This window comes from Comamonas denitrificans, from assembly GCF_017368815.1.
Lineage (GTDB): Bacteria > Pseudomonadota > Gammaproteobacteria > Burkholderiales > Burkholderiaceae_C > Comamonas > Comamonas denitrificans.
Genome location: NZ_JAFNME010000042.1, coordinates 1 through 16,507, shown reverse-complemented (window position 1 = coordinate 16,507; position 16,507 = coordinate 1). Strand labels below are relative to the sequence as shown.

Here is a 16,507-nt window from a genome sequence, read left to right as displayed (position 1 = left end):
GGGCGAATTGGCCGAGGTAACGTTGGACACCCCGCCCCTGCCGCCCACGCCGGTGATTCCCCTGGCCGCCGTGCAGCGCCAAGGGCTGGAGCGCGGCGTGTGGCAGCGCACGGCAGACGGGCTGCGCTTTGCCCCGGTCACGCTGGGCCGCAACGATCTGCAGGGCAATGTGCAGGTGCTCGCTGGGCTGCAAGCGGGCGACACCGTGGTGCTGCACAGCGCCAAAGCCCTGCACGCAGGCGCACGGGTGCAGGTGGTTGAGCATCTGGCAGCGGCCCAGCCAAGCGCCCAGCCAAACACCCAGCCCAAGGCCGCGCCATGATCTCTTTGGCCGGGCGCGACATTCTGCACAGCTGGGGCAAGTTTGTATTTACCGGCCTGGGCCTGGGCCTGCTGATTGGCGTGACGCTGATCATGGCCGGGGTGTACCGGGGCATGGTCGATGACGGCCAAGCCCTGCTGGACAACAGCGGCGCTGACCTGTGGGTGGTGCAGCAAGACACCCAGGGGCCGTATGCCGAATCGTCCAGCCTGGCCGACGATGCCTGGCGCATGGTGCGCTCGGTGCCCGGCGTGGCCGAAGCGGCCAACGTGACCTACTTCACCATGCAGGTGCGCCGCACGGCCACCGGGCAGGAGGTGCGGGCCATGGTGGTGGGCCTGGCCCCGGCCACGCAGGCGGCCACGGCGGGCTGGCCGCCGCACCTGGTGGCCGGGCGGCACGTGGTGCGCAGCCATTACGAGGCCGTGGCCGATGTGGCCACCGGCTTGGCCCTGGGCGAAGAAATCACCCTGCGCCGCCACCGCTACCGGGTGGTGGGGCTGACGCAGCGCATGGTCTCCTCCAGCGGCGACCCGATGGTGTTCATCCCTTTGAAGGATGCGCAGGAGGCGCAGTTTTTAAAAGACAACGATGCCATCTGGCGCCAACGCGCCCGCACGGCCAGCAACCCGGCCTTCAACCGTCCGGGGCAGCAGCAGGTGCTCGATGCTGTGAATGCCAGCCAAGCCAGCAGCACTTCGGTGAATGCCGTCTTGGTGCGCCTGGCCCCTGGGGCGGATGCCGCTGCCGTGGCCGACACCATTGCCCGCGCCAAGCGCTTCACGGTGTTTACCCGTGCGCAGATGCAAGAAGTGCTGGTGAGCAAGCTGATCGCCACCTCGGCCAAGCAGATCGGCATGTTTCTGGTGATTTTGGCGGCGGTGAGCGCAGCGATTGTGGCCTTCATCATCTACACGCTGACGATGGACAAAATCCGCGAAATCGCCGTGCTCAAGCTCATTGGCACGCGCAACCGCACCATCGCCTGGATGATCTTGCAGCAGGCCCTGGCCCTGGGGTTGATTGGCTTTGCCGTGGGCAAAATCAGCGCCACTTTTTCAGCACCCATCTTTCCCAAATACGTGCTCCTGCTGCCCCAGGACAGCGTGGCCGCGCTGGCGGCGGTGCTGGCCATTTGCGCCCTGGCCAGCGTGGTGGCCATCCGCATTGCGCTGCGCATTGACCCGGCCGAAGCCATTGGCTAAGAACGTGTTCATGATCTCGAATGAAGGTGTGGGGGATGCGGTTCGGGATGGGTTGCGAGGCGCAAACCACAGCAATAGCTTGGCTATTGCGAGGATTTGCAACGACGCAGACCGCCCGAAGCCGCGCCCGCACACCCATGAGGAGATCGTGAACACGTTCTTAGGCTTCAATCACTATATTTAATAGCTGCAACCGCTTACCCCATAAGCCTTAAAAGCCTTTTTTATTAAGAAATAGCCCATGCACCACGGCATCCACATCGAACACCTGAGCAAGCGCTACGGCCAAGGCGATACCGCCGTGCTGGCGCTGAAAGACGTGAACCTGCACGTGGCCCCCGGCGAGGTGGTGGGGCTGATTGGCCCATCAGGTTCCGGCAAAAGCACTTTGCTCAAATGCCTGGGTGCCGTAATCGACCCCACCAGCGGGCGCATGACGCTGGGGGAAGAAACCATTTTTAACGACGGCCGCTGGCAGGTGCGCGACCTGCGGGCGCTGCGCCGCGACAAGATTGGCTTTGTGTTTCAAGCGCCCTACCTGATACCGTTTTTGAACGTCATCGACAACGTGGCCCTGCTGCCCATGCTGGCCGGCATGCCTGATGCCCCGGCCCGCGCCCAAGCGCTGGAACTGCTCACCGCGCTGGACGTACAGCACCGCGCCCAGGCCATGCCAAGCCAGCTCTCGGGTGGCGAACAGCAGCGCGTGGCCATTGCCCGGGGCCTGGTCAATCGCCCGCCCGTGATCCTGGCCGATGAGCCCACCGCCCCGCTGGACAGCGAACGCGCCCTGGCCGTGGTGCGCATCTTGAACGCCATGGCCCAGCAGTACCAAACCGCCATCATCGTGGTCACGCACGACGAAAAAATCATCCCCACCTTCCAGCGCATCTACCACATTCGTGACGGGCAAACCCACGAAGAAGCCGGCCAGGGGCGCAGCGTTTAGAACGTGTTCATGATCTCGAATGAAGGTGTGGGGGATGCGGTTGGGGATGGGTTGCGAGGCGCAAACCACAGCAATAGCTTGGCTATTGCGAGGATTTGCAACGACGCAGACCGCCCGAAGCCGCGCCCGCACACCCATGAGGAGATCGTGAACACGTTCTAAGCCGCGCAGATGATGGCCGCGCAGATGAACGCCAGCTGAACTGCGCCTTCAGCCTGGGTTCACGGCGGGTTTTCAACAATGGCTCCCAACAGCAGTGTTTGCTGTCTTGACCCCAGAAGGAGCCCAGCATGACCCACTTTTACCCCCACCCCTCCCACACATCCGCACCCGCCCAGCGCCGCCGCGCTTGGTGGCCCAGCGTGGCCCTGGCAGGCCTGCTGGTCAGCAGTGCCCCGGCCTGGGCCGATGACGATTGCGAAGTGCCCGCCGCCCAATGGCAGCCACGCACCGCCGTGCAAAGCATGGCCACGCAACGCGGCTGGCAAGTGGAGCGCATTGGCATCGACGATGGCTGCTACGAAGTGCGCGGCACCGATGCCCAAGGCCAGCGCTTCAAGGCCAAGCTCGATCCCCAGAGCTTGGAGCTGGTGAAGTTCAAAACCAAAAAACGCCGCAAAGACAGCGACGCGCACGACGGCCCCAGCCAACCCCAAGGGCAGGGAATGAGCACCGACCTGCCACTGGCCAACCCGGCAAGCGCTGCACCCGCTGCACCCGCTGCACCCGGTACGTCCGGTACGTCCGGTACGCCCCAGCGCCCGGCCATCCGCAGCAGCGCCACGGTTGAATAAGCCGCCCGCCCCCCAACCCCACCGAAAGCACTGCCATGACTGCCTTCACCCTGCCCCGCCTGGGCGCCATTGCCGCCGCCTGCGCCTTGCTGCTGCCCGGCCTGGCGCAAAGCCGCCCCGTCACGATTACCACCCAATTGAAAAATTACAACGGCGATGGGGCCTACCTGGCCGTTTACCTGACCAACGCCCAGGGAGCCTACGCCGGCACCCTGTGGGTGGCTGGGAGCAAAGCCAAGTACTACAAGCACTTGAGTGCCTGGAGCCGCCTGTCTGCCGCCGACAACCAGCGCCTGCTGGGGGTCACGGGTGCCAGCGTGGGCGCGGGCCGCACGCTCAAAGTCACCGCCGATCTGGCCGATGCCCTGCTGGATGCCGGGTATGAAATCCGCATCGACGCAGCGGTAGAAGACCAGCGCGACAGCCCAGCCGAAGTGCGCTTGCCCCTAAGCACCGCGCAAGCGGGCCAGCCCGTGCGTGGCAAGCAATACATCCAATCCACACGGTTTGATTTGCCTTGACCGCACGATAACGATAAGGAACGCAACCATGCCCTGGAAACTACTGCACCGCTCCCTGGCCTTGGGCCTGGGGCTGCTGGTGGTGGTGCTGGCGCTGACCGGGTGGGTGCTGGCCCTTGAACCCCTGAGAAGCCACGCCACACAGTTTGCGCAAACCACTGCCAACAGCCCCGGCCCAGCCCTGAGTTTGCCCGCGCTGGCCCAGCAGGTGCAGCAGACCATCCCAGGGGTGGAAGCGCTGCGCCGCCAGCCTGCAGGCACCCTGGTGGTGTACGCCTTTGACGGCGAGCAAGCCCAGGCCTGGCGCATCCACCCGGCCAGCGCCCAGGTGCTGGGCCCCTACCAGCCCAGCCTGTTGCCGCGCTGGGTGAAAAACCTGCACCGCCAGTTGCTGCTGGGCGATGCAGGGCGCTGGCTGGCGGCCAGTGCAGCGGCGGCGATGCTGGTGCTCAGCCTCAGCGGCTGGGCGCTGCTGCTGCGCCGCATGGGGGGCTGGCGGCGGCTGTACGGCCCGGTGCCAGGCAGCACCCTGCAGCGCCTGCATGTGCAATGGGGCCGCTGGGGGGTGCCGTTGCTGCTCATCTCCAGCGCGGCGGCTTTGGTTTTGGCCGCAGCCACCCAGGGCTGGCTAGAGACCGAGCCCACCCTGGAAGCGGCAGAACCCCTGAGCACCGTGCAAGGCACCCCTTTGCCACCGCAAGCCCTCAGCGCCTTGCACGCCTACCGCGTGCAAGATTTGGAGGTGCTGCGCTTTCCCAGCACCGACGATGCGGCGCAAAGCTGGGAAATCCGCACCCAGCAAGGCCACGGCTGGATTGACCGCTACAGCGGCAAGCTGCTGGCCTGGGAGGCCACCGGCCCCAGCCAGTGGCTGTACCGCTGGGCGCGGTGGCTGCACACGGGCGAGGCTTCCTGGCTGTGGGCGCTGGTTTTAGCGGGGGCCAGCATGGCCACCGTGCTGCTGAGCTATACCGGCCTGCGCCTGTGGTGGAGCGCACGGCAGACCCGAAAACTGGCAGCCACTCCAGCGCTGGCGGCGCACAACAGCCCTGCTGCGCAGGCCGATACCTTGATTTTTGTGGCCAGCGAAGGCGGCAGCACCTGGGGCTTTGCCCAGGCCCTGCACCAGGCCCTGGTGGCACGGGGCCTGAAGGTTCACAGCGCCGCTTTAGAGCATTTCCAGCACCATGCCGCCACCCAGCGCATCATCATTTTGGCGGCCACCTATGGCGCTGGTCAGGCCCCCCACCACGCCCGCCACGTGCTGCGCCAGCTGGCACAACAGCGGCCCGCCGCCCCGCCCTCCATCCCCATGGCCATCCTGGGGTTTGGTGATCGGCAATACCCGCAGTTTTGCGGCTTTGCCCAAGCCTTGGCGCAATGCTTCACCACCCAAGGGTGGCCACAGCTGCTGCCCTGGGAAGGCATCCACCAACAATCGCCCCAAGCCTTTGCCCGCTGGGGGCGCAGCCTGGGCCATGCCCTGGGGCTGGAGCCGACCCTGGCGCTGGACTATTGCCCGCCCCTGCCCGCCACCCAGCCCTTTACCCTGGTGCAGCGCCAAGATTACCCCTGTGCCGATGCCCCGCCCGCAGTGGTGCTGCATTTGCAGGCCAGCCCGGCCGGGGCGGCTTTGCCCGCCTTTCAGGGGGGCGATTTGCTGGGCATCGTGCCCCCCGGCCAACGGCTACCGCGCTATTACTCGCTGGCCAGCAGCCAAGCCGATGGCAGCGCACAAATTTGCGTGCGTTTGCTCCCCGGTGGCTATTGCTCGACCTTTCTGCACGGCCTGCAAACCGGGCAAACGCTGCAAGCCTTTGTCCGCCCCAACCCCGGCTTTGCCCTGCCGCCGGGCCACAGCCCCGTGCTGCTGATTGGCGCGGGCACGGGCATTGCGCCTTTGGTGGGCCTGATCCGTGCCCACCCGGCGCGGCCCATGCACTTGTTTGCCGGGGCACGCCACCCAGGGCAGGATTTGTTTTTTGCGCACGAACTGCACGCCTGGCTGGCCAGCGGACAACTGAGCAGCCTGCACACCGCTTTTTCCCGGGGCAGCCCGGGCCGCTATGTGCAAGACCTGTTGCGCCAGGACAGCGCCCGCATTGCCACCTGGCTGGCCCAAGGGGCCCAGGTGCGCGTGTGCGGCAGCCAGGCCATGGCCCAAGCGGTAGAGGCCGTGCTGCAAGACATCCTGGCCCGCCAAGGCCAATCCCTGCACGAGCTCAAGGAGGCACAACGCTATGCCCAAGATGTGTTTTAACGCGCTGCCTGCGCCAGACCCGCAACTGCCCCGGCTGCACCTGCACGGCCCCACCATGGGCACCCGCTGGTCGGTCACGCTGGATGCCGACTTGTCCGGCCCGCAGCAAGCGGCTTTGCGCCACGACTTGGCAGCCGCTGTGGCGCAGGTGGATGCGCAAATGTCCCCTTTTCGGGCGGACAGTGATTTGCTGCGCTGCAACCGTGCGCCTGTGGGGCAGTGGTTGGAGCTGCCCACGGAGTTTTTGCACGTGCTCGATTGCGCCCTAGAAGTCGCCCGCCTGAGCAACGGCGCGTTCGACCCCGGCGTAGGCGATTTGGTACACGCCTGGGGCTTTGGCAGCGCTACCGCCCCCGATGCCCAGGCCATTGCACACACCCGGCAGCAACCACGCCCGCCCACCTGGGACGTGCTGCAGCGCCAAGGCGGCCAACTGCGCAAGCTGGCCCCGCTCACCTTGGATTTGTGCGGCATTGCCAAAGGGTTTGCCGTCGATCGCATGAGCGCACAACTGCGCCAGCACGGCATTGGCCATGCCCTGGTCGCGCTGGATGGCGAGCTGTACGCACTGGGCCACCAGGCCAGCGGCCACCCCTGGCCCGTGGCCGTGGAAAGCCCCGAGCCACAACGCCGCGCGGTGCATGGTGTGGTCGAACTGCAGGACATGGCCATTGCCACCTCGGGCGACTACCGCCATTACTTTGCCCTGGGCGATACCCGCATCGCCCACAGCATGGATGGCCGCCAGCAGGCCCCCGTGCGCAATGGCGTGGCCAGTGTCAGCGTGCTGGCCCCCAACTGCATGTGGGCCGATGCCTGGGCCACCGCCTTGCTGGTGCTGGGCGACACCGCCGGTTTGGCCCTGGCCCAGCGCCTGGGGCTGCAAGCGCTGTGGCTGCTGCGCCGGGGCAGCGGTTGGGTAGAGCTGGGGCTGGGGCGCTGGGCCAGCTAAACAGGCATGGGCGCTCGGCCCTACGCTCGGCCCTAATCAGCGCACCCCGTTTTGCCATCGGTGCGGGCCAGCCACAGCCCAGGGGCCACACGCCAAGCCAAAATGCCAAACGCCAGGCACCACAGCAGCGCAGCGCCAGCCAATACCGGCCAACCCACCCCGTGCACGGCCCCCATGGCCCGCCAAAGAGTAGCCAGCAACAGCACGGCACCGCCCAGACCCAGCCAGGGGCCGGGGTCGGAAGGCCGCCCAACGTGGGCCCGGCCGGCAATCGACAGCACGATAAAAATCCCCAGCCCGATGGCCCCCATGGTCAAAAAGTGCCGCCCGGCGCTCATCCCGCCGCTCAGCCAGCCCAGCTGCGCCGCCCCCAACGCAGCGTAGCCCAGCACCATGCACCAGTACATGGCGTAGAGCAGCGTGGGAAAGCGCTTCTTCCACAGCGGGCGGCCCACATGCCAGTCGTTAAGCAGGTTGAGCATGGCCGCCGCTGCGGCCAGCCCCAGCCAGCCCGTCACCGGCTGCCCAGGCGCAATAAATTCCGCCCCGGTATAAAAACCAATGCACAGCGCTGCCATCGTGCGCCGGGGCGGCCGCGCCAGGTAGGGGTCAGCCCCGGGGGTGATTTCATCAATCGCGTTGTTCACAATGCGCATCGAGATACGGCTGGCCGCCACCACAATCAGCAGCATCAGCACCCCCACCGTGGCATCCAGCCAACGCAGGCCCGGCAGGCCGCGCAGGGCATCGCTGTAAAACCCGGCGCTGGTCACGGCCAGGGCCAGCACCAGCCAGGCAAACGCCCAGTGCCGCCGCCCGGTGGCCGTTTGAAACGCGGGCAGCAACACCCAGGCCACGCCCAGCAACAGCACCAGCTGGCTGGCCCCCGCCAGCACCAGGGCAGGCAGGCCCAGCGCCCCCGAGGCCCAAAACCCCAGGCGCACCAGCAGCCACAGCCCGACCAGCACGCGCAACTGGCGGCAGGTGCCGCAGGCCACACCGGTAAATTCCGGCAAGGCCGTCAGCGCAAAACCGGCCACCGCCGCCACGGCCAGGCCCAGCACCAGCTCATGCGCGTGCCAAACAATGGCCCCGCCCGCCACGGCAGGCACCGGCCACCCCCAGGCCAGCACCCCGCCCCACCAGCACAACAAGGAGATGGCGCAGACCAGCGCCAGCAGAAAAAACGGGCGCATGGCGCAAATCCACACGGGATGCCGGCGATCCAAGGGAGAAGACGGAAGATTCATCATTTCAAAAACACCAAAAAGAAGCGCAGCCTTTGCACCAGCATGTCTTGACCGATTCCGAGAGCACCAAGAAAAAGCGCCACCTTTGCACCGGCATGCCTCTACCCATTCATATTTGCCGTGGCTGTCCGAGCGCAGCGCCCGCAGGGCGCGAAGCGAGTTCCACGGCAGGTATTCACGCTGCGCAGCACGCCTTCTTTGCCTCCTTTCTTGCGCGGGCAAGAAAGGAGGTCGCCCGCCGGGGCGAGACCCGGCCAGCAAACCCAAAAAACAAAAAGATAGTTATTACCGCTCAAATCCATTTGATTTAATAAATAAAAACACCTAAAAACCATTTAATCCAAGCGGTACAAGCTATCAATTTAATTGCCTCCTCCCACCTCCTGCCACCGCCCCAAAGCGCCATCCGCCGCCTGCCCCACCCCCGGCAATTCAAACGCCGCCCGCACCCGGGGGTGCTGTTGCAGCTCGGCAGCGCAGCGGTACACCAGGTCATCGGTGCGGGCCAACGCCGCGCCTGCAGGCTGGTAGTGCGCCACGATGCGCCCCGGGCCGGGGGCCATGACCAGCACATCGTCCGCCAGGCGCACGGCTTCCATCAGGTCGTGGGTGATCAGCAACACCGCCATGCCGCTGGCGGCTTGCTGCTCCAGCAGCAACTGGTGCAACTGGTAGCGCAGGCCCACGTCCAGGGCGGAAAACGGCTCGTCCATCAGCAGCAGCTTGGGGGCCAGCACCAGGGCGCGGGCCAGGGCCACGCGGCTTTGCATCCCGCCCGAAAGTTCTGCCGGGTATTGCGCCAGCGACAGTTCGGGCAGGCCCAGCGCCAGGGCCATCTGCCGCGCCTGCGCGTGGCGCTGGCGTTTGTCCACACCCTGGGCTTTCAGGGCCAGGGCGATGTTGTCCAGCACCGCCATCCAGGGCAGCAGGCGCGGCTGCTGGAACATGACCGCCGTGGGGGCAAAGGGCTGGGTGATGCGCCCCTCCTGCACCTCTAGCAACCCGGCGCACAGGTGCAGCAGCGTGGTTTTGCCGCAGCCGGATGGGCCCACCAGCGCCACGGTGCGGCCTGCGGGCACGCGCAGCGCGACGTTGTCCAGAATCACCGTCGGGCCGTAGGCATGGCGCAGGGCGCGCACGCGCAGTTGGTGCGTATTGGCCGCCGTCATGCTCCGGCCTCGCGCCAGCGCTCCAGCTCACGCTTGATGGGTTCGAGCACGCCGTACTCCAGCAGCAACAAGATGCCGACCACGGCACAAATCCAGGCCAGCGAGGCCCCCATGTCCAGGTGCGAGCGCGACACGGCCAGGGCTGCGCCCACGCCGTCGCTGGTGGCCAGCAGCTCGGCCATCACCGCCACCTTCCACGACGACCCCAGGGCCGTGATCCACGCCGGAAACAAATAGGCCGCCACATGGGGCAGGTACACATCCAGCAGGCGCATGCGCCAGGGCAGCCGGTAGGCGCGGGCCATATCCTTCAAATGCAAATCCAAGGTGCGCGTGCCTTGCAAGGCACCAATAAAGACCACCGGCAGGCAGGCGACAAACACCGTAAACACCGGCGTACCGTCGCCCGCGCCAAACCACAGCATGGCCAGCACCAGCCAGGCGATGGGGGGCATGCCCAGCAGCAAGGTGACCCAGGGGCGGGCCATCATGGCCGCCGTCATTGACAGGCCGGCCAGCATCCCCAAACCGCTGCCCACAGTCACGGCCAGCAGCAGCCCGGTCAGGGCGCGGCGGGCGGTCGTCCACAGCTCGGGCCAGGCCTGGCCCGATTGCAGCAACTGCCCCAGGGTGGAGAAGGTGGTGCGCGGGTCGGGCAAGATCAGCTCGCCGTAATACGCTGCGCCCAGCTCCCACAGGGCGATAAACAGCAACAGGCTGGCACCGGCGCCCCAGCCACTCCACAAATACGCGGGCATACCGCGCAGCAAGCGCCACAACACCCCCACGGCTAGCCTCCAAACAGGCCCGCATCGGGCAGCTTGCCACCGAGCAGGCTGGGGTTTTGCGCCAACAGCTGCTGGTAGAAAAAGTCGATCTCCGATCGCGCCGCAGCCACCGGCACGGCCTCCAGCTGGCTGTGTGGCAAGGCATCGGCTACCGCCTCGGGGGTGAGCAGATCGACGTACTGCGCCACCAGCTGGCCGCACTCCAGTGGGTTGGCCCGGCACCAGGCCACCGATGCGGCGTACGCTTTTTGCACAGCGGCCAGCACCTCGGGGCGCTGACGCACCGCGCCCACGGCCGCTATCCCGGCCTGCGGAATGCGCGGCGGGCGCTTGAACAGCCGCCCCCATTCCTGCTGCAGATCGACTCCCCGGTGCAATTCAGGGGCCACCACATTGACGGGAAAGGACTGGGTTTTGCGCAGCGCCATCGACACCCCCGGCTCCACCAGCAGGGCATGGCGCACGCGCCGGGTAATTAAGAGCTGCATGGCCTCCATGGGCGAGGGCACGTAGCGCAGCTGCAGGTCGCGCTGGGCGTTGATGCCCTGTTTGGCGCACAGCAGCTGCAGCATGATGTCGGGCATGTCCCCCCGAAAAGGCACGGCGATTTCCTCGCCCTTGAAGTCCAACAGAGTTTGGCGCTGCCCATCGCGGGTGACCACCCACAGCGCCCCCCAGGTGGCAATATTCAGCAGCTGCACCCCCGCGCCCCGGTTGTAGAGGTTGGCCGCGACGTTGCTCGGCATGGCCAGGATGTCGGCCTTGTTGCCAATCGCCAGCACGCGCAGCTGATCGGGGTCACGCCACGGGGTGAAGACCGTTTTGGCCGCCACACCCGCCAGCGCATTGCTTTGCGCCATGTGGATCAAGGGGGCCGACACAATGGCCGGTGGCCCGGACAGGGTTAGCTGCGGCAGAGGGGCCGCCCAGGCAGGCAGCACGGTGGGGGCCGCCAAGGCAGCGGCCGTTTGCAGCAGTTGGCGGCGGTTTACGACAGGCGGCATGGCAGGGGCTCCTCGTTTAAAACTTGTACCGCATGCCCACCGTCACGCTGCGCCCCACCCCGGGCAGGTAGCCGGGCTGGGCTGCGGTGGCTTGGTTGCGGATGGCAAAACTGCTGGCGTAGCGCCGATCGGTCAGGTTTTCGGCCATCAGGTAGGCCATCCACGGGCCTTGCTGCCATTGCAGTTGCAAGCCCAGCAGGGCATAGCTGTCCTGCGTGCTGCCCGCCGTGTTGGCGTGGTCGATGGGCGTGGCCCTGGGCATCCAGCGCAGGTTGGGGCCGATGCGCCAGGTGCCGCTGGTGGTGGCGATGCGCCACAGCACCTCGGCATTGATCAGGTGGCGCGGCACCCCGGCAATGCGGTTGCCAGCGTAGATGCCGTCCTTGAAGCGAAAGTCGCTCAGCGTCCAGGAACCGCGCCAGTCCAAAGCGCCTTGGCCCAGGGCAAAACTGCCGTTCAGCCCGGCCTCGATGCCCTGGTGGCGGGTGCCGCCCGCGTAATTGGTGGTACTGGCCGACAGGCCGTTGGCATCCGTCACGCTCATGATCTCGTCGGCCACCTGGCTGCGGTACAGCGCCAGTTGCCAATGCGTGGCGCGGTTGCCTGTGCCCCACTGGCCCTGGCCGCCCAGCTCCCAGGTGGTGGCGCGTTGCAATTTCAGTGGGGTCAATCCGCTGACGGCGGTCGCCGGGTTGCCCGGGTTGGGCACGGCACCGGTGACGATTTCCCAGAACGTGGGCGCTTCCTGGCTGCGGCTGATATTGGCCCACAGGCGGGTGCTGGGCGTGAGCTGCCAGTTCAGCCCCAGCTTGGGCGTGGCGAACGTCCATTGCTGATTCAGGGTTTGGCCGGTTTGGCGGCTGGTGGCATCGCGGCGTTGCTGGCTCCCGCCCAGCTGGCCCACCAGACTCCACGCCGGGGCCAATTGCCAGTGGGCCCCCACCTGGGCTTGCAGGTTGTCGGCGGTCAGGTCGTAAGCGCCAAAGCGCTGCAAATCGCGGCCGTTGGCGGGGCTGACGGCGTTGAGCGTGCGGTCCATGGTGCTGCGCGACCAGGCCAGCGCCGTGTGCCATTGCAGGCCCGCGCCCACCTGGCCATCGGCCCGCCACTGCGCCCCAAAGGTGGTGCTGTCGGTGCGCGTACTCACGGCCGGGTCTTTGAACCAATCGTCCGTGTCCTGCCAATACACGCCCACCTCCTGGCGCAGCGCATCGCTGCCCCAGCGCGTGCGGTTGGCCAGGCGCAGTTGCTGGGTTTCGCGGCGGGGGTCGCGTTGGTAGATGTTGATGGCCTTGTCCTGCGGGGTGCTGCCATCGCCCATCACGCCCTGGGGGTCGCTGCGCACCCGGTCTTTGGGCACAACGTTGGGGATTTCAAATGCCAGATCCGTCCACGACAGATAGGTGCGGTTTTCCACCCCGCCGCTTTGCAAGCCGACATTGGCGTGCAGCGCATCGCGCCGCGAGGCGCTGTGGTGGCGGTAGCCGTCAAAACGGTCGCTGCTGACGCTGACGCGCCCGTCCCACTGCTGGCCGACCAGGCCGAAGGCCCCTTGCAAGGCCTTGCGACCAAAACTGCCCATTTCAGCCCGCACCACGCCTGGTTCATCCGCGCCGGTGAGCGATTGAAAATCCAGCTCCCCGCCCAGGGTGGTGGCGCTGGGCGTGAGGGTGTTCGCCCCCCGGCGGGCGCTGACCAGGGCGGCGTTGCGTGGCTCCAGCGTGCCGATGACAAAAGAGCCATCGGCCTCGTTCAGCGGCAGGCCATCTTGCAGCAGCACCACACCGCGATTGACCGGGTTGCTTTGGATGCCCGAGCCACGAATCGACAGGCGCGGCTGGTCGGTGGCACCGAAAAAGTCTTGCAGCACGATGCCGGGTTGGTAATCCAGCGCATCGCGCAAGGTGGCCAAGCGGGCCGCTTGCTGCGGCTGGATAAGGTTGGTGCCGCCCGGCAGTTGCTCCAGGCGCTGGCGCTCGCGCTGAGCCGACGGGGCCAAGGGCAGGCGGCCATCTTGGTCAGCACGCACCGTCACATCGGGCAGCACGGCAGCGGTTTGGGCCCCCACCCCGGCGGGCGTGGCAATGCAGGTGACGGCAGCGGCCCAGGCCAGGGGCCGCAAGGCGCAGCGGAAGCGGGAGAAATGGGACATGGCAAAAGATGGTAAAAAAGTTCATCTATTTTATTGCCACAAAAAAGTTAATGAGATTGATTTGCATCAATTTTATGCAGTGCGCAATGTAAAGCCGTGCCAGCCCTGGGCCAGCGCCTCCTGCTGCCCGGCCGTCCAGCACCACGCAACCGCATCGGGGGTGCGGCACTGCTGCACCGCCCACTGGCGCACGCCCAGGGTTTGCAGGCTGCGCCCCAGGGCCAGTAAATCGGCAAAAGGAAACAAGCCGGGGTGCCAGGTGGTGCGGCACTCAAAATCCACGCCGCTGGCCAGCAGGCATTGCAAGCCGGCAAAGGCTTTGGCACCACTGCCGGGGGTGGCGGTGATGCGGGCGTAGTCGCCTTCCGGGGCCTTGATGTCCAGCCCCACCCAATCGAGGTGCGGCAGAACGGCCGCCAGGCGCTCGGGGTACATGCCGCCGGTGTGCAGGCCAGTGGCAAAACCCAGCGCGCGCACTTCCTGCAACGCGGCGGGCAGGCCGGGTTGCAGCAGTGGCTCGCCCCCGGAGAAGACCACCGCATCCAGCAGCCCTTGGCGCTGGTGCAAAAAGGCCAGCACCTCGCCCCATGCCATGGCCGCAGGCGCGGTGGCATCGAGCAGATCCGGGTTGTGGCAATAGCCGCAGCGCCAGGGGCAGCCCTGGCAGAACACCACGGCCGCCAGCTGGCCGGGAAAGTCGATGCTGGTCATGCGCGTCAGGCCGCTGACGCGCAATGGGGCAGCCCCCAATGCACCCAAGGCAATCCGGCGGGCCATGGACTTACTGCTGCTCGCGGAAAAACTGGCGCTCGTGGTGCTCGCCTTGCTTGCCAATGTTGAAGCTGGCCACCGGGCGGTGGTAGCCCATAACGCGTGTCCAGACTTCGCAAGGCTGGCGTTCGGCATCGGTCAATTGCACGGCAGCGGTCAGGGCGGTGGTTTCGGGGGTAGAGAGTGCGTTCATGGTGGTTTCCTTCAATTGAATAAATAAATAGCTTGTTCCGCTTTTATTCATTGGTTTTTAAAGATAAAAGCATCTGAAAAAACCTTTTTACAAGCGGTAAAAGCTATGGTTTTCATCACGCTGCCTGCAAAGCTTGGCGGCGGCGCTTTTCTGCCAAGCGCTCTTCATCGCACTTGGGGCAGAAGGGGTGCTCCCCGGCCAGGTAGCCGTGCTGGGGGCAAATCGAGAAGGTGGGCGTGACCGTGATGTAGGGCAGCCGAAAGCGCGTGAGCGAGCGCCTGACCAGCTCCCGGCAGGCGGCGCCGCTGGACAGGCGCTCACCCATGTACAGGTGCAGCACCGTGCCGCCGGTGTATTTGGTTTGCAGGCTTTCCTGGCGCTGCAGGGCTTCGAACGGGTCGTCGGTAAAGCCCACGGGCAGTTGCGAGCTGTTGGTGTAGTAAGGCTGCTCGGGCGTGCCCGCTTGCAAAATAGCGGGCCAGCGCTTTTTGTCTTCCTTGGCAAAGCGGTAGGTGGTGCCCTCGGCGGGCGTGGCCTCTAGGTTGTAGAGGTGGCCGGTTTCCTCCTGAAAGGCGACGATGCGTTCGCGCACATGGTCCAGAAAGCGCACAGCAAAGGCATGGCCCCAGTCGCTGGTGATGTCGTGTACGTTGTGCGTGAAGTTGCGCACCATCTCGTTGATGCCGTTCACGCCCAGGGTGGAGAAGTGGTTGCGCAGCGTGCCCAGGTAGCGCTTGGTGTAGGGGAACAGCCCCTCGTCCATCAACCGCTGAATCAGCGTGCGTTTGACTTCCAGGCTGTCTTTGCCCAATTCCAGCAGGCGGTCCAGCGCGGCCAGCAGCGCCGGCTCGTCACCGGCGTGCAGATAGCCCAGGCGGGCGCAGTTCACCGTGACCACGCCCACGCTGCCGGTCTGCTCAGCGCTGCCAAACAGGCCGTTGCCGCGCTTGAGCAATTCGCGCAAATCCAGCTGCAGGCGGCAGCACATGGAGCGCACCATGTGCGGCTCCAGCTCCGAGTTCACAAAGTTCTGAAAATACGGCAGGCCGTACTTGGCCGTCATGTCAAACAGCAGCGCGGCGTTGGCGCTCTCCCAAGGAAAGTCCTTGGTGATGTTGTAGGTAGGGATGGGGAAGGTGAACACCCGGCCCTTGGCATCGCCCGTGGTCATCACGTCGATGTAGGCGCGGTTGATCATGTCCATCTCGGCTTGCAGCTCGCCGTAGCAAAACGGCATTTCCACCCCGCCGATCACCGGCACCTGCTCGCGCAGGTCCTCGGGGCACGTCCAGTCAAACGTCAAGTTGGTAAACGGCGTTTGTGTGCCCCAGCGCGAGGGCACGTTCAGGTTGTAAATCAGCTCTTGGATGCACTGGCGCACCTGCGCGTAGTCCATGCCATCTTTGCGGATGAAGGGGGCCATGTAGGTGTCGAACGAGGAAAAGGCCTGCGCCCCGGCCCACTCGTTTTGCAGCGTGCCCAAAAAGTTCACCACCTGCCCCACCGCTGAGCTCATGTGCTTGGCCGGCCCGGCCTCGACCTTGCCGGGCACACCGTTCAGCCCCTCGTGCAGCAGCGTGCGCAGCGACCAGCCAGCGCAGTAGCCGCTGAGCATGTCCAGATCATGGATATGGATGTCACCATTGCGGTGGGCCTCGCCCACTTGCGGCGCATACACGTGCGAGAGCCAGTAATTGGCCGTGACCTTGCCCGCCACATTCAAGATCAGCCCGCCCAGGGAATAGCCCTGGTTGGCGTTGGCGTTCACCCGCCAATCGGCACGGGTGAGGTATTCGTTGATAGCGCTTTGCACCTCTACCTGGATGGGGCTGTCGGCCGGCGCTGCGATCGGGTTCATAAACACTCCAAAACAACAAAAAACACTAGATGTAGCGTTTATCGTATTTTCAAAACACTAGATGTAGGTTTGAACCAGATCAAACAATGCACCTTCATCGGTACTGCCAGCAGGGGTATTCGCCGCTTTTCACGCCCGCTTGGGGCCACCTGCAAACCGGCTTAAGAAGATGTTTTTATTCAAATCTTGAGTAAATTTATCAACCATAAGTCGGCAAAATTTGACAAAGATCAGCCCACGTAAAAACAAAAAAACTACAGTCCAAAGCATTTTTCATGTTGCCCTTATTGTTTATGTCAGCCTCCTCCAGCCCCACCCC

The 16,507-nt window shown here is 65.5% G+C and carries 14 protein-coding genes and 1 pseudogene; 7 read left to right on the top strand and 8 right to left on the bottom strand.

The window, feature by feature from the left end:
* The 7 genes and pseudogenes from J1777_RS13130 to J1777_RS13100 form a co-directional block, all read left to right on the top strand.
* Positions 1–322, top strand: a pseudogene (locus J1777_RS13130) (efflux RND transporter periplasmic adaptor subunit); the annotation flags it as partial.
* A complete protein-coding gene (locus J1777_RS13125; protein ID WP_207576146.1) occupies positions 319–1,527 on the top strand; it encodes an ABC transporter permease in 1,209 nt (402 codons plus the stop codon). The pseudogene J1777_RS13130 and the gene J1777_RS13125, both read left to right, overlap by 4 nt.
* 241 nt (positions 1,528–1,768) lie before the next feature.
* Positions 1,769–2,476 (top strand): ABC transporter ATP-binding protein, encoded by a 708-nt coding sequence (locus J1777_RS13120; RefSeq protein WP_207576145.1) that lies wholly within the window; start codon positions 1,769–1,771, stop codon positions 2,474–2,476.
* A 290-nt stretch (positions 2,477–2,766) separates the two neighbouring features.
* Positions 2,767–3,270 carry a PepSY domain-containing protein gene (locus J1777_RS13115; RefSeq protein WP_207576144.1) on the top strand — a complete coding sequence of 168 codons (504 nt, stop codon included), beginning with the start codon at positions 2,767–2,769 and terminating at the stop codon, positions 3,268–3,270.
* 35 nt (positions 3,271–3,305) lie between these two features.
* Positions 3,306–3,791: a DUF2271 domain-containing protein gene (locus tag J1777_RS13110; protein WP_207576143.1), complete on the top strand. Its 486-nt coding sequence runs from the start codon at positions 3,306–3,308 to the stop codon at positions 3,789–3,791.
* Between the two features lie 28 nt (positions 3,792–3,819).
* The gene (locus J1777_RS13105) at positions 3,820–6,051 is read left to right on the top strand and encodes a PepSY domain-containing protein (RefSeq protein WP_207576142.1); all 2,232 of its coding nucleotides are present in this window, start codon (positions 3,820–3,822) and stop codon (positions 6,049–6,051) included.
* Positions 6,032–7,003: an FAD:protein FMN transferase gene (locus J1777_RS13100; RefSeq protein WP_207576141.1), complete on the top strand. Its 972-nt coding sequence runs from the start codon at positions 6,032–6,034 to the stop codon at positions 7,001–7,003. Before J1777_RS13105 ends, J1777_RS13100 begins: the two co-directional genes overlap by 20 nt.
* Positions 7,004–7,035: 32 nt before the next feature.
* Here the strand turns inward: J1777_RS13100 and J1777_RS13095 are convergent, their stop codons facing one another.
* The 8 genes from J1777_RS13095 to J1777_RS13060 all read right to left on the bottom strand — a co-directional run bounded on the left by J1777_RS13095 (position 7,036) and on the right by J1777_RS13060 (position 16,188).
* A complete protein-coding gene (locus J1777_RS13095; protein ID WP_207576147.1) occupies positions 7,036–8,253 on the bottom strand; it encodes an NnrS family protein in 1,218 nt (405 codons plus the stop codon).
* A gap of 362 nt (positions 8,254–8,615) precedes the next feature.
* The gene (locus J1777_RS13090; RefSeq protein WP_207576140.1) at positions 8,616–9,422 is read right to left on the bottom strand and encodes an ABC transporter ATP-binding protein; all 807 of its coding nucleotides are present in this window, start codon (positions 9,420–9,422) and stop codon (positions 8,616–8,618) included.
* Positions 9,419–10,210 (bottom strand): ABC transporter permease subunit, encoded by a 792-nt coding sequence (locus J1777_RS13085; RefSeq protein WP_207576139.1) that lies wholly within the window; start codon positions 10,208–10,210, stop codon positions 9,419–9,421. The genes J1777_RS13090 and J1777_RS13085 overlap by 4 nt, the downstream gene beginning before the upstream one ends.
* 2 nt (positions 10,211–10,212) lie before the next feature.
* Positions 10,213–11,214 (bottom strand): ABC transporter substrate-binding protein, encoded by a 1,002-nt coding sequence (locus tag J1777_RS13080; RefSeq protein ID WP_207576138.1) that lies wholly within the window; start codon positions 11,212–11,214, stop codon positions 10,213–10,215.
* Between the two features lie 16 nt (positions 11,215–11,230).
* Positions 11,231–13,366 carry a TonB-dependent receptor family protein gene (locus J1777_RS13075; protein WP_242700538.1) on the bottom strand — a complete coding sequence of 712 codons (2,136 nt, stop codon included), beginning with the start codon at positions 13,364–13,366 and terminating at the stop codon, positions 11,231–11,233.
* A 72-nt stretch (positions 13,367–13,438) separates the two neighbouring features.
* Positions 13,439–14,143, bottom strand: a complete 705-nt coding sequence (locus tag J1777_RS13070; protein ID WP_207576137.1) for an anaerobic ribonucleoside-triphosphate reductase activating protein — start codon at positions 14,141–14,143, stop codon at positions 13,439–13,441.
* A 4-nt stretch (positions 14,144–14,147) separates the two neighbouring features.
* On the bottom strand, positions 14,148–14,330 hold the full coding sequence (gene nrdD, locus J1777_RS13065) for an anaerobic ribonucleoside-triphosphate reductase (protein ID WP_207576136.1): 183 nt from the start codon (positions 14,328–14,330) through the stop codon (positions 14,148–14,150).
* 115 nt (positions 14,331–14,445) lie between these two features.
* Positions 14,446–16,188, bottom strand: coding sequence for a ribonucleoside triphosphate reductase (locus tag J1777_RS13060; protein WP_207576135.1), 1,743 nt, complete (start codon positions 16,186–16,188; stop codon positions 14,446–14,448).
* Positions 16,189–16,507 lie beyond the last annotated feature (319 nt).

What these genes read in the sequence shown, in the direction of transcription:
- J1777_RS13095 (WP_207576147.1), bottom strand. Translation starts at nt 8,253, where the DNA reads ATGAATCTTCCGTCTTCTCCCTTGGATCGCCGGCATCCCGTGTGGATT.
- J1777_RS13120 (WP_207576145.1), top strand. Translation starts at nt 1,769, where the DNA reads ATGCACCACGGCATCCACATCGAACACCTGAGCAAGCGCTACGGCCAA.
- J1777_RS13125 (WP_207576146.1), top strand. Translation starts at nt 319, where the DNA reads ATGATCTCTTTGGCCGGGCGCGACATTCTGCACAGCTGGGGCAAGTTT.
- J1777_RS13100 (WP_207576141.1), top strand. Translation starts at nt 6,032, where the DNA reads ATGCCCAAGATGTGTTTTAACGCGCTGCCTGCGCCAGACCCGCAACTG.
- J1777_RS13105 (WP_207576142.1), top strand. Translation starts at nt 3,820, where the DNA reads ATGCCCTGGAAACTACTGCACCGCTCCCTGGCCTTGGGCCTGGGGCTG.
- J1777_RS13080 (WP_207576138.1), bottom strand. Translation starts at nt 11,214, where the DNA reads ATGCCGCCTGTCGTAAACCGCCGCCAACTGCTGCAAACGGCCGCTGCC.
- J1777_RS13070 (WP_207576137.1), bottom strand. Translation starts at nt 14,143, where the DNA reads ATGGCCCGCCGGATTGCCTTGGGTGCATTGGGGGCTGCCCCATTGCGC.
- nrdD (WP_207576136.1), bottom strand. Translation starts at nt 14,330, where the DNA reads ATGAACGCACTCTCTACCCCCGAAACCACCGCCCTGACCGCTGCCGTG.
- J1777_RS13090 (WP_207576140.1), bottom strand. Translation starts at nt 9,422, where the DNA reads ATGACGGCGGCCAATACGCACCAACTGCGCGTGCGCGCCCTGCGCCAT.
- J1777_RS13075 (WP_242700538.1), bottom strand. Translation starts at nt 13,366, where the DNA reads ATGTCCCATTTCTCCCGCTTCCGCTGCGCCTTGCGGCCCCTGGCCTGG.
- J1777_RS13115 (WP_207576144.1), top strand. Translation starts at nt 2,767, where the DNA reads ATGACCCACTTTTACCCCCACCCCTCCCACACATCCGCACCCGCCCAG.
- J1777_RS13110 (WP_207576143.1), top strand. Translation starts at nt 3,306, where the DNA reads ATGACTGCCTTCACCCTGCCCCGCCTGGGCGCCATTGCCGCCGCCTGC.
- J1777_RS13060 (WP_207576135.1), bottom strand. Translation starts at nt 16,188, where the DNA reads ATGAACCCGATCGCAGCGCCGGCCGACAGCCCCATCCAGGTAGAGGTG.